Below are 12348 nucleotides of genomic sequence, written 5' to 3'. Positions count from 1 at the left end.
GGGTCGAGAGATTAACAAGAAACCTGATGATCAGGGGAGGTCGTCACCCGCTCGGCCGCCCGACCGGTGCGCGTGCGCCGGGCGTCGACGAGCACCGCGAGGACCACCCCGCCGACCAGCGTGATCTCGCCGGCGAGCTGCAGCGGCCCGGGGACGGCGCCCTCGAGGATCGCGGCGAACACGAACCCCCACGCGGTCTCCAGCGCCATCAGCTGCGAGACCAGCACCGGCGAGAGGTGCCCGGCCGCGGCGTGCCAGAGCCGCACCGCCAGCCAGGAGCTGACCAGGCCGAGGAAGAGCACGACGACGAGCGCGCGCAGGGGCTGGGCCGGGACGCCGTCGATCAGCAGCAGGGCGACCGCGGCCGGCAGGGCGAGCACGCCCGCGGCGAGGCCCTGCGCGGCGGCGAGGACCGGGGCCAGGTCGGGGCGGTCGTGCAGCAGCCGGTGGGAGTCCAGGCCGTACCAGGACCACGAGACGAGCGCGAGCACCGCGAGGCCGAGCCCGACCAGCGCCTCAAGCGACCAGTCCTGCCCGGGGCCGACGTGCAGCAGGACCTGCCCCAGCGCGACGAGCACCAGGGCCGGCACGAGGCCGACGACCCGGCCGGTCCCGCGGGCGGAGATCAGCGCCATGACGACGGGGACCAGCCCGATGGTCGCGACCGCCACGGTGGGCCCCGCGAGCCGGACCGCCACGGCGACCAGGGCGTAGTAGAGGACCGAGCCGGTCAGCGCGTGGGCGATCACCCGCCCCCACGGGACGTCGGCGCGCAGCACCCGGCGCACCTGGGGCAGCGAGACCGCCCCGAACGCCACGAACCGCCCCGTCGCGAGCAGCAGCGCCGGGGCGAGCGGCGCCAGGCCGGGCGCCACGAACACTGCTCCCCACGCCGCGCCGGCGACGACCATCGCCACCAGGGCCACGTTCCTCGTCATGATCCCAGGATGCTCCCGGGGAGGTGGGCGATGTCGGGCGACCTCGACGCGATCATGGCGTCTACATGCATGATTGTCCCGTGACCTCCCCGACGAGCGACAGAACCGCCCACCTGGATCGCGTGGACCGGTTGATCCTGGCCCACCTGGTCGACCACGGGCGCTCGAGCCTCGCCGACCTGGCCGAGGCCGTGACCACGTCGCCGTCCTCGGCGCAGCGCCGGCTGCGCCGGTTGGAGACCGAGGGCGTCATCCGCGGCTACCGCGCGGTCCTCGACCCGGAGGCGATCGGGCGGTCCCTCGTCGTGCACCTGTCCGTGGTGCTGGTCGACCACACCGCGGAGAACGTGGGCCGCTTCGAGCGCTGGATCGTCGACCTCGACGGCCTCGTCAGCTGCCACCACGTCACCGGGGACGTGGACTACCTGCTCCGCATCGACGTCGCGGACGTGCACGCCCTGGACGTGCTCCTGCGGCGCACGCTGGCCCAGATCCCCGGCGTCGCCCGGTTCACGACGATGGTCGCGACGTCGGCCCTGGTCGACCGGTTCACGAGTATGTGACCTCCGGTCAGGAGAGCACTTGTCCGTGCTCCGGCACGGACTGGTGCTCACCTGCCAGCGGCACACCGCGATAGTTCTCCGCGATCGCCGTGCGGTACGACTCGGAGCTCGCGACCAGCTGCAGGTGCGAGAGCGCCAGCCGGTCGTCGAACGGGTCCGCGTCCGGGTCCCGGTGCAGCATCGTCGTCATCGTCCAGCTGAAGTGCTCGCCCCGCCAGACGCGCGCCAGCGCCGTGTCGGAGTACGCGTCGAGCAGCTCCTGCGAGCCGTCGGTGCGCCACGCCGCGATCGCCTCGGCCAGCACCCGGACGTCGGCGACCGCGAGGTTGAGGCCCTTCGCCCCGGTCGGCGGCACGATGTGGGCGGCGTCCCCGGCGAGGAACAGCCGGCCGTGGCGCATCGGCTCCGCGACGAACGAGCGCATCGGGGTCACGCCCACGTCCGTGATCGGGCCGCGGTTCAGCGTGAACGAGCCGTCGTCCAGCCCGGTCCGGGCCGCGAGCTCGTCCCAGATCGCCTCCTCCGACCACGACGCCGGGTCGGTGCCGTTCGGCACCTGCAGGTAGGCCCGGGTGACCGTGGGCGAGCGCATCGAGAGCAGGGCGAACCCGCGCTCGTGGCGGGCGTAGACCAGTTCGTCCGACGACGGCGGGGCGTCCGCCAGGATCCCGAGCCAGGAGTAGGGGTAGACCCGCTCGAAGGTGCGCACGGCGTCGGCGGGGACCGCGCGGCGCGCCACCCCGTGGAAGCCGTCCGCGCCGACGACGACGTCGGCCCGCAGCTCGTGCTCGGCCCCGTCGTCGCCCCGGTAGCGCACCAACGCCTCGCCGTCGCGCGACAGCGGCCCGTCGACCTTCTCCACGGCCAGGACCTCGGTGTCGAACAGCAGCGGCTCGCCCTGCTCCAGGCGCAGCACGATCAGGTCCTTCACCACCTCGGTCTGCGCCCAGATCATCACCGCCCGGCCGGTCAGGGCGGCCATGTCGACGTGGATCCGCTCGCCGTGGACGTGGAACGCGAACCCGTCGTGGGGCATCCCCTTCTCGTCCATGCGGGCGGCCGCCCCGACCTCGCGCAGGGCGTCGACGGTGCCGTGCTCGAGGATGCCGGCGCGCTGGCGGGACTCGACCCGCTCGCGCGGGCGGGACTCCAGCACCACGGAGTCGACGCCCCGCGAGTGCAGCAGGTGCGACAGCAGCAGGCCCGCGGGCCCGCCGCCGACGATCGCGACGGTCGTCCGGTCCGGGACGCTCACGACGACGGGCCCGTCTCACCGGTCGAGCTGCGCTGCGCTGCGTCTCCTGCGATCAGGTCCAGGAACACCGTCTCCCCCGGCCCCTGCAGCCGGATGTCGAACCGGTAGCCCGGCCCGCCGAACCAGCCGTCGGGGGTGGCCAGGAGGGTGGCCGCGCGCTCCTCGGGCAGGGCGGAGAGCAGCGGGTCCGCGGCGTTCGCCTCGGTGTGGTTCGGGAAGTACACGCGGGTGAACAGGTGGTGCAGCAGGCCGCGCGCGAACACGGTGACGGCGAGGTGCGGCGCCTCCGGACCTCCCGCGACGGCGCCCGGGCGCAGGGTGCGGACGACGTAGTCGCCGCTGCGGTCGGTCGGGACCCGGGCGAACCCGGTGAAGGACCGGCCGTCGCGGACCATGGACCCGGCACGCGCGGGGACGCGGCCGTCCGGCCCGGCCTGCCAGAACTCGAGCAGCGCGTCGGGCACCGGCGCACCCGCACCGTCGCGCACCGTGCCGTGCAGGGAGATCGCGCCGGCCGTACCGGGCGGGACGACGTCGCCGCCGCCGTCGAACGGGAGACCGAAGGCGAAGAACGGCCCGACGGTCTGCGAGGGGGAGGGCTCGTAGGTCGTCATCACATCTCGTCCGGGTCGGGCGGGGTGGCGCCGGGACCGTCGAGGACGATGTCCCACTGGTAGCCCAGCGCCCACTCGGCGACGGTGGTGTCGTGGTCGTAGCGGGCGATCATCCGCTGCTGGGCCTTCTCGTCGGTGACCGCCGAGAAGATCGGGTCCAGCCCGAACAGCTGGTCGCCCGGGAAGTACATCTGCGTGACCAGGCGCTGCGTGAACGCCGTCCCGAACAGCGAGAAGTGGATGTGCGCGGGCCGCCAGGCGTTGTGGTGGTTGCGCCACGGGTAGGCGCCCGGCTTGATCGTCACGAAGCGGTAGCGCCCGTCGTCGTCGGTTAGGCAGCGGCCGCCCCCGACGAAGTGCGGGTCGAGCGGGGCGGGGTGGCGGTCGCCGTCGTGGCGGTACCGGCCCGCCGCGTTCGCCTGCCAGATCTCCACGAGCTGGCCCCGCACCGGACGGCCGTCGCCGTCGAGCACTCGGCCCGTGACGACGATGCGCTCGCCGAGCGGTTCCCCGGTGGAGTGTGTGGTGAGGTCGGCGTCGACCGGGGCCACGTCCTTGTCGCCGAAGACCGGGGCGAGGCGCTCGACCTGGCTCGGGGACGCGACGACGAGGGGCTGGGACGGCGCGCGCAGGGCGGTCGACCGGTACGGCGCGTAGGCGCGGTCCGGGTGGCCGCCGCGCTGCGGTGCGACGCGCGCGGCCTCGCGGATCGCGTCGGTGACCTCGTCCTGCTCGCTGCGTGCGCGCTCGGGTGGTACTGGGCTCACGCCGCCCAGGGTGGCGGGGATCGTGGTGCTGCGAGAGGCTGGCTTCCGTCCACCGGAAGCGAAGGAGCCGTCGGTGAGCGAAGCCCTGGAGGCGGGTCCGTCGCGACCGGTCGGCCGTCCGCCGCGCCCGGGGCTGCCCGGCGGCAGCGGCCTCACCTCGTCGCGGGCCCGGCGGTCCGCCCGCGGGGGCGGCGAGACGGTCACCGGGCGGGTGTTCACGATCCTCGAGGCGTTCGACCACGACCACACCGCGCTGACCCTCACCGAGATCGCCCGCGCCGCCGCCCTGCCGGTGTCCACCGCGCACCGGCTGGTCGGGGAGCTCGCCGGGTGGGGTGCGCTGGAGCGCGGGAGCGACGGCGCGTACCGGATCGGGCTGCGGCTCTGGGAGGTCGGCTCGCTCGCCCCGCGTAGCGTCGGGCTGCGGGAGCGCGCGATGCCCTACCTCGAGGACCTCTACGAGGCGACCCGGCAGAACGTGCAGCTCGCCGTCCGCGACGGGCAGGAGGGCGTCTACGTCGAGCGCCTCGCCCACCCCGAGGCCGTGCGGCTGTACTCCCGCATCGGCGGGCGCTGGCCGCTCCACGGGACCGGGGTCGGGCAGGTGCTGCTGGCGTTCGCTCCCCCGGTGGTCCAGGAGTCGGTGCTCGCGACGCCCCTGACCTCGTTCACCGCGCGGACCATCACCGACCCGACCGTCCTGCGCCGGACCCTCGCGGCGATCCGCCGCGACGGGGTCGCGGTGTGCGACGGGATGATCGACCTGGCCGCGCTCTCGGTGGCGGCCCCGGTGCGCGGGGAGGCCGACACGGTGGTCGCCGCGATCTCGGTGGTCGTGCCCTCGCCGTCGTCGCCGGGGGGCATCGAGCCGCGCACGCTGGTCCCGGCCGTCCGGGCCGCGGCCCGCGGGATCTCCCGGGCGCTGGGCGCCCCGACGGCCACCCGCCCGCAGCCCCCGGCCCGGTAGTCACTCCAGGTCGGCCCGCTCCGCCTCGGCCTGGTCGAGGGCACGCCGCGCCTCGTCGGCGGCGGTGTCCGCCTCCTCCGCCGCCTGCCGCGCGCCGTCGCGCACCTCGCGGGCGGCCGTCTCCTCGGCCTCGGCGCGCTCCAGCCGCTCGCGCAGGGACTGCGCCGCGTCCGCCGCCTCGGTCAGGTCGGACTCGGCCTGCTCGGCCCGGTGCCGCGCCCGCTCGGCCGCCCGGGCAGCGTCGTCGCGGGCCTCGCGGGCCCGCTCGACCGCGCGCTCGGCCTCCTCCCGCGCGCGGGCGCGCTCCTCCTCGGCCGGGTCCGGACCGTCGTCCTCCTCGGGCTCTTCCCGACGACGGGGCGGCGCCTGACGGGAGCCGCGGGGCGGCGGCGGCCGGCGCGTCCCCGGGCCACCGGCGTTGCGGGCCGACGAGCCGCCCTCGAAGCCCACGCCGGGCTCCAGGGCCGTCGTGAGCCGGCCCGCGGCGAACGCCCGCGCGGCCTCCGGGTCGGCGAGGGCCGCCGCGATCGTCTGCTCCAGGTCGCGGGCCACGGAGTCGCCCACCTTCTCGCCGTCCTCGCGGGCGAGCTTGCGGGCCCGCGCGACGAGCGCGCCGACCAGGTCGCGGCGCTGCTTGGTGAGGGTCCGCAGGGCGTCGCCGGACAGCGAGTCCTGCGCGTCCCGCAGGTGGCTGCCGAGCTCCTCCAGCGCGCCGACCTCGTCCGGCGACTCGCGGGCGAGGACGTTGGCCAGCCACGCGCCGAGCGACGGCTTGCGGAGCGCCCCGATCGCGGTCGCGGTCTCCTTGTCCTTCACCGCCTTCGCGGCCTTGACCAGCTCCGTGCGCCGCGGCACGAACCGGTCCGGGTGCAGGCCGTACAGCTCGTCCGCCGCGTCCTCGAACTCCGGCGCGTCCGGTGCGGTCACGAGGACGCATCCTGCCCGGTCCGGGGCCCGCCGTCATGATCATCGAGCACGGTCGGCGGTCCGGGGCCGGCCGGAGCCGCCCAGGGTGCTCGCTCGACGGGCGCCCGGACCGGTGGGACCACCGCGGAGGCCGCACCGTGCGCGTCGCGCAACGCCGATCCCGAGTCGGGCGCCCCGGCTCAGCGTGCCGCGGACGTCGGGGCGCTCGGGGTCCGGGTCAGCGCGTCGACGTCCTCGGCGAGCAGGTGCAGCTGGGTGGCGAGGCGGGCGGCGCCGGGTCGGTGCGACTCCGGGTCGGTGCCGGCGATCTCCCCGGCCACGGAGTGCGCGTCGCGGGCGCTCGCCGGCGGGTCGGTCTGCCGCGGGTGGTCGGCCAGCGCCCGGACGGTGGCGGCGAGGGCCGCGACGCCGTCGACGAGATCGTCCGGGATCGCGTCGCCGCGCTCGGCCACCTCGGCCGCCGTCCGCGCGAGCAGCACCGACCCGGCGTGCACGTACTCCAGCCCGACGAACCGGTCCAGCATCGCCCGGAGCGATGCGCGCTCGCGCCGCCCGCGCACGGTGGTACGGGCGAGCCGGCCGGACGTGGTGCGGGTGTCGAGCAGGCTCGCGACGTCGCCGTGGCCGCCGCGCAGCCCCTCGGCCGCACGCCGGGCACGGTCGACCGCGTCCGGGCCCGACGACCGCAGCGCCCCGACCACCCCGTCGAGCCCGTCGGCGATGCCGCGCAGGGCCACCGACACCGCGTCGCCGAACTGCCGCGTCGGACTCGGCGAGACCAGCACCTGGCTCACGATCAGCGCGAGCGCCCCGCCGATCAGCGCGCTCGCCAGGCGCGTCCACCCGGCCTGGGACGACCCGATCCCGACGACGAGCAGCGCCGCGATCCCCGACTGCAGCAGGGTCAACGGGTTGATGCTCCCGAGGGTCACCACGAGCATCCCGACGACCACCGCCGCCCCGACCTGCACCCACCCGCTGCCGATCACCAGCGCGGCCAGCTCGCCGACCGTCACGCCCACGACCACCCCGAGCAGCAGCCGCAGGGCGCGGGGTCCGCGGTCCGCGGGCGCGTCGGTCAGGCAGACGACGGCCGCGATCGGCGCGAAGATCGGCGCCGGTTGCCGCAGGATCAGCTGGGCGAGCAGGAACGCGACGATGGCGACGGCGCCGTCGAGCGCGATCCGCCCCCAGGCCTGCTGGAGGCGGTCCCACGCCCGTCGGGGGAGTCCGGAGAGCACGCGACCGGCGTACCCGCCCGCGCTCACGTCACCCGTGCAGCCCCCGCCGGGCCCGACCCCGGGAGTGGCTACACCGCGAGGAGCGGGCCCTCGTCGTCGTCCGCGCGCAGCTGGGCCTCGACCTGGGTGCGCAGCTGCGCGAGGGTCCGGGCGAGCAGCCGCGAGACGTGCATCTGCGAGATGCACAGCACGGCGGCGATCTCGGCCTGGGTCTGCTCGTGGACGAAGCGCAGCGCGAGCATCGTGCGCTCGCGGCGCGGGAGGGAGGCGACGAGGCCCGCCACCAGGGCCCGGACCTCGACGCGGTCGAACTCGGGGTCCACCGTGCCGAGGACGTTGACCAGCGACGAGTCGTCCCCCTCGCCGAGCGTCTCGTCCAGCGACGCGGGGTGGTACGAGCCGTGCGCGGAGACCGCCTCGGTGACCTCGTCGCGCGAGAGCCCCAGGTGCTCGGCGATCTCCGCCGCGGTGGGGGCCCGCCCGAGGCGCTGGGAGAGCGCCGCCGTCGCTCCGCCGACCGCGAGGTAGCGGTCCTTGACGCTGCGCGGCGTGCGGACCGACCACGCGGAGTCGCGGAAGTACCGCCGGACCTCGCCCATGATCGTCGGGACCGCGTAGGACAGGAAGTCGCGCTCGCGCCCGGGGTCGAAGCGGTCGACCGCGTGCATCAGCCCCACGGTCGCGACCTGCTCGAGGTCCTCGGTCGGCTCGCCCCGCCGGGCGAAACGCCGCGCGATGTTGTGCGCGACGGGCAGGTAGGCGACGACCAGGCGCGAACGCAGGACGGCGCGGCGCGGATCGTCGGGAGCGCAGCCGGCGTGCTCCGCGAGGAGCGGGGCGAGAGCGGTGTAGTCCGGGTCGGTCGTGCTGTGGACAGTGGGCGTGGGCGCCATGTCCGGCCTCCCGCCACCGCGTCCGGGCACCACGAGGGAGCGCACCGAGCACGGGATCCGAGTCTCGTCATCGCGGCTGCGGGCTGAACCGGAGGACATCGAGCGACGTCAGCGTTTCAGTCCCGCCGCACGCGACGCAAGGACCCGATCATCGAGAGGGGCGGCGCGGGGCGGACCGGCCAGGGGGGTCGGCCGGTCCGCCCGGCGCCACGGACTCCCGGGGGGAGGGCGTCCGCGACGCCCCGCCGGAACGCCGGCGGCGGCGGGATACTAGCGGTGCACGACGGCGGGTCGGGTCAGCCCTCGACCGGCAGCACCACGTGCGACGGGTGCGCGGCGTCGTGCAGGATCTCGCGCTCCCGGGCCACGAGCACGCGGCCGTCACCGAGCGGGGCGCCGGTGCCGGTGTGCCGGGCGAAGCGGGGGTGCGCGCCGCCGGAGACCTGCACCCGGATGCGGTGTCCGGCCGCGAACCGGTGCCCGACCGGCCAGAGCTCGACGTCCACGGCGACGGTGCCGTCCTCGGCCGCCGCCGGGGCGCCGGGCCGGATGCGGCGGATGCCGTCGGTGACGTTGACCGAGCGGCCCGCCGGGTCGACGTCGCAGACCCGGACGAACACGTCGAGGTGCTCCACCTCGGCCCGCACGTGGACGGTCGCCCGCGCGGGGCCGACGGCGACCACGTCGGCGTCGAGCACCGGGCCGGTGAACACGACGACGTCGTCGCGGGCCTCGAGTGCGGTCTGGTCCCGCGGCCCCGACCGGCCGGACAGGATCGGGCCCCCGACGGCGGGCGTCGGGTCCTGCGGGTCGTAGACGATGCGGGTGCCCGCCCAGTAGGGGGAGACGGAGCGCAGCGGAGCTCGACCCGGGTCGGGGGAGACGGAGCGCAGCGGAGCTCGACCCATGTCGGCGGCGTCGCCGCGGGTGGGGAACGTCGGCGCCTCGGTGCCCAGGCCGTGGTCGGTGCGCAGGTAGAAGGCCCGCTCGGTGGTGTGCTGCGGCGGCCAGTCGGCGAGGCGGCGCTCACCCCCGCCGCCGGACAGCTCGAGCAGCACCCGCGCCCCGTCGTCGGGAACCGCGCCGGTCTGTCCGGCATGACCGAACGTCTCGTCGAAGGTGCGCAGCGCGTCGCGGATGCCGGCCGCCATGCCGGCGGGCGTGGTGTGCACCCACGGTCCGATCCGCAGCAGCGGGCGCGCGCCGGCGGCGCGCAGCGCGGCGTGGTCGGCGAGCTGCCAGGGCAGGAAGATGTCCTGCCACCCGCCGGTCATGCTGACCGCGACGCCGCGGCGGCCGACCTCGCCGACGCGGGCGGCGTAGGAGCGCTTGGCCCAGTACGCGGAGTCCGGGTCGTCCTCGCGCAGCCAGTCCTGGAAGAAGTCGATCGGCGTCCCCGCCGCGACCAGGTCGGCCTGCGAGAGCGGCACGGTGCCGAAGCCGGCCTGCACGCGGTGCCGCACCGCCTCGACCAGGCGCTCGCCCAGCCCGGGGTGCGTCATCATCGCGGCCCAGGACAGGGCGTTGTCGAGCGAGAAGGCGCCGCCCGGGTAGGTCTGGTCGCGGAACTGCGACGCGGTCACCAGCGTGCCCATCGCCCGCAGCGCGTCCCCCGCCTCGGGCGCGAGCGCCCACTGCGTGATGCCCAGGTAGCTCGGCCCGAGGGTCGCGAGCCGCCCGTCGCACCAGGGCTGGGCGACCAGCCAGCGCACCGTCGCGACCCCGTCGTCGGCCTCGTCGAACGGGGACAGCTCGCCCTCGGAGCCCGCCGTCCCGCGCACCGACTGCACCACCACCTGGTAGCCGCGCTCGGCGACGAGCCGGCCGAACACCGTCCCGACCCACCCGGCGCGCCCGTACGGGCTGCGCACCAGCACGACGGGCCCGCGGTCGACCCCGACCGGGCGGTGGTGGTCGTGGCGCAGCACCGCGCCGTCGGGCATCGGGACGGCCACGTCCCGGACGACGCGCACGCGGGGGGCCCGCGGCGACGGCAGCCCGATCCCGCGGCGCAGCAGACGGGTCGCGGCGCTCATCGGTCCATCATGGCGCCCCGCGGTGAGGCGGCGGTGCGGCACCGTCCGGTCACCGTCCGTTTCGTCACGTTCACCGGCTGTGTTCACCTCGTGTTCGCCCGGTTTCGGATGCGCACGATCGGACCGCGGGTGACGCTCCGGGCGTGACGCGCACCCCCCGTGGTCAGGCCCCCGACGTCGGCGTCCCCGCCCACCTCGCCGAGCGCATGACGGTCGCCGAGCAGCACGAGTGGATCGCCGGCTTCCTGCGCCGCCACCCCGTCTCGCGGCGCCGCGCGCTCCAGGGCGGCTCGGGTGTTGTCGCGGCCCTCGGACTGGCCGCCGCGCCCTGGACCCTCGCGGCGTGCGCCTCGGCCGCCCAGGCGCCGGTGTCGGTCGTCGGGCGCCACCTCGCGTTCGGGAACGACCCGATGAGGACGATGGCGATGGCGGGCGAGCTGACCGCGCCGCCGCAGGGCGCGGTCGTCGTCGACCTCGGCCAGGGCGGGACGTTCGGCGCGACCATCCCGGTGGAGGTCCGGCACCTGGTCTCGCAGGTCCCGCAGGCGGACGGGTCGATCCGCGGCAGCGACCAGTACTTCGTGCACGCGCTCGCGAACGGCCTGCAGCCCGGCCAGGCCTACGACTACCGCTTCCGGCTCGCCGACGGCACCACCACGCCGACCGCGACCTTCCGCACCGCGCCCCGCACGCCCACCGCCCCCTGGAGCTTCACCGCGTTTGCCGACCAGGGCGTCGACATGGTCCCGCCGAGCGGCCTGGGCGGCATGACCAACGGCTACTACAAGCCCGACGACACCCGGCGCACCATGACGCCCTCGACGGCGATGGTCGACCGGATCGCGGCGACGCGGCCCGCGTTCCACCTCCTCGCGGGCGACATCTGCTACGCCGACCCGTCCGGCGAGGGGCACGTGGTGCGCTCCACCGGCACCTCGTCGTCGCCGAGCGGGTTCGACAGCTTCGACCCGACGGTGTGGACGACCTACTTCGGGCTGATCGAGCGCAGCGCCGCCACCACGCCGTGGATGTTCGCGACGGGCAACCACGACATGGAGGCGCTCTACGACGACAACACCGCGCGGGGCGCCACCCACGGTTACGGCGGCCACGCCGCCCGGCTGGACCTGCCCCGCACCGGCCCGAGCGCCTGTCCCAGCGTCTACTCGATGCGCTACGGCAACGTCGGGGTGATCAGCGTGGACGCGAACGACCTGTCCACGGAGATCCCGACGAACGCGGGCTATTCGAACGGTGCGCAGTCGGCGTGGTTGCGGGAGACGCTCGCCGGGATGCGCGCGCCGGGCAGCGGCGTCGATTTCGTCGTCGCCTTCTTCCACCACTGCGCCTTCGCCACGTCGGCGAGCCACGCGTCGGACGCCGGGGTGCGCGCGGCCGTGGCGCCGTTGTTCGACGAGTTCTCCGTCGACCTCGCCCTGCAGGGCCACAACCACCAGTACGAGCGCAGCAACCCGATCCGGGCCGCACGCTCCACCGTGCAGGCCCCGGACGGCGCCACCGTGCGCCCCGAGACCGATGGCACCACCTACGTCTGCGTCGGGTCCGGCGGCCGGCCCCGCTACTCCTGGCAGCCGAACGAGACCGACCGGTACCGCGGCAACACCGGCCCGGACAGCGGCGTGAACGTGGTGAGCTACCAGGCCGTGGGCGAGGACGCCAAGGTCCCGGACGCGGTCGACTGGTCCCAGGTGCGCTACCTCGACTACGCCTACGTGACCGTGGACGTGGTCCCGCCGCCCGGGCCGGGCGGGGTCACGACGATGACGCTGCGCACCACCACCGACACCGGGACCGAGATCGACCGGGTCACGCTGGAGCGCCGGGCCCGCTGAATCCGGCGGGCCCGGAGGACCCGGACCTGGTGCGGTCCGGGCCCTCCGGCGCCGGTGGGCGGCGACGGCGCGGGAATCCTCCGACGCATTCCCGCGGACTCCCGGTGACGGAGGCGGATCACGTCACCGGAATCGTCGTGCTCCTGCCGACCTTCCAGTGACACAGTTCCGGGGAATGCATGACGCGGCCCGATCGGGGGATGTCCGGATACGTCGCCGGGAATCGTACGGAATGATGTCGGGGTTCCGGGGCCGACCTCCGTCTCGCCCGCGGACCCACCACCCGTCAGGATG

At 75.6% G+C, this 12348-nt stretch carries 11 protein-coding genes; 3 read left to right on the top strand and 8 right to left on the bottom strand.

Annotation, left to right across the window (positions count from 1 at the left end):
* Nucleotides 1-11: 11 nt before the first annotated feature.
* Nucleotides 12-938 (bottom strand): EamA family transporter, encoded by a 927-nt coding sequence (locus tag WCD74_RS05165; RefSeq protein WP_337693767.1) that lies wholly within the window; start codon nt 936-938, stop codon nt 12-14.
* Between the two features lie 80 nt (nt 939-1018).
* On the opposite strand from WCD74_RS05165, the gene WCD74_RS05160 reads away from it, so the two are divergent.
* Nucleotides 1019-1501 (top strand): Lrp/AsnC family transcriptional regulator, encoded by a 483-nt coding sequence (locus WCD74_RS05160; protein ID WP_337693766.1) that lies wholly within the window; start codon nt 1019-1021, stop codon nt 1499-1501.
* A 7-nt stretch (nt 1502-1508) separates the two neighbouring features.
* On the opposite strand, the gene WCD74_RS05155 is transcribed toward WCD74_RS05160, so the two are convergent.
* Genes WCD74_RS05155 through pcaH form a run of 3 tightly spaced genes read right to left on the bottom strand, consistent with a single transcriptional unit; the run spans nt 1509 to nt 4137 of the window.
* Nucleotides 1509-2756: a 4-hydroxybenzoate 3-monooxygenase gene (locus WCD74_RS05155; protein ID WP_337693765.1), complete on the bottom strand. Its 1248-nt coding sequence runs from the start codon at nt 2754-2756 to the stop codon at nt 1509-1511.
* Nucleotides 2753-3370 (bottom strand): protocatechuate 3,4-dioxygenase subunit alpha, encoded by a 618-nt coding sequence (gene pcaG / locus WCD74_RS05150; protein ID WP_337693764.1) that lies wholly within the window; start codon nt 3368-3370, stop codon nt 2753-2755. Before pcaG ends, WCD74_RS05155 begins: the two co-directional genes overlap by 4 nt.
* Nucleotides 3370-4137: a protocatechuate 3,4-dioxygenase subunit beta gene (gene pcaH / locus WCD74_RS05145; RefSeq protein ID WP_373696033.1), complete on the bottom strand. Its 768-nt coding sequence runs from the start codon at nt 4135-4137 to the stop codon at nt 3370-3372. The genes pcaG and pcaH overlap by 1 nt, the downstream gene beginning before the upstream one ends.
* 73 nt (nt 4138-4210) lie before the next feature.
* On the opposite strand from pcaH, the gene WCD74_RS05140 reads away from it, so the two are divergent.
* Nucleotides 4211-5104, top strand: coding sequence for an IclR family transcriptional regulator (locus tag WCD74_RS05140; protein WP_373696032.1), 894 nt, complete (start codon nt 4211-4213; stop codon nt 5102-5104).
* Here the strand turns inward: WCD74_RS05140 and WCD74_RS05135 are convergent, their stop codons facing one another.
* The 4 genes from WCD74_RS05135 to WCD74_RS05120 form a co-directional block, all read right to left on the bottom strand.
* Nucleotides 5105-6031: a hypothetical protein gene (locus WCD74_RS05135; RefSeq protein ID WP_337693763.1), complete on the bottom strand. Its 927-nt coding sequence runs from the start codon at nt 6029-6031 to the stop codon at nt 5105-5107. It abuts the gene before it with no gap.
* 179 nt (nt 6032-6210) lie between these two features.
* Nucleotides 6211-7299 carry an FUSC family protein gene (locus tag WCD74_RS05130; protein ID WP_337693762.1) on the bottom strand — a complete coding sequence of 363 codons (1089 nt, stop codon included), beginning with the start codon at nt 7297-7299 and terminating at the stop codon, nt 6211-6213.
* 41 nt (nt 7300-7340) lie between these two features.
* Nucleotides 7341-8165, bottom strand: a complete 825-nt coding sequence (locus WCD74_RS05125) for a SigB/SigF/SigG family RNA polymerase sigma factor (protein ID WP_337693761.1) — start codon at nt 8163-8165, stop codon at nt 7341-7343.
* Between the two features lie 296 nt (nt 8166-8461).
* Nucleotides 8462-10201 (bottom strand): CocE/NonD family hydrolase, encoded by a 1740-nt coding sequence (locus tag WCD74_RS05120; protein WP_337693760.1) that lies wholly within the window; start codon nt 10199-10201, stop codon nt 8462-8464.
* 143 nt (nt 10202-10344) lie between these two features.
* Between WCD74_RS05120 and WCD74_RS05115 the strand changes: the two genes are divergently transcribed.
* Nucleotides 10345-12054, top strand: a complete 1710-nt coding sequence (locus WCD74_RS05115) for a metallophosphoesterase (protein WP_337693759.1) — start codon at nt 10345-10347, stop codon at nt 12052-12054.
* Nucleotides 12055-12348 lie beyond the last annotated feature (294 nt).

It is taken from the genome of Actinomycetospora aurantiaca (assembly GCF_037401875.1).
Lineage (GTDB): Bacteria > Actinomycetota > Actinomycetes > Mycobacteriales > Pseudonocardiaceae > Actinomycetospora > Actinomycetospora aurantiaca.
Note: the sequence above shows the minus strand (reverse complement) of the source record. Positions and strands in the feature narration are given on the sequence as shown.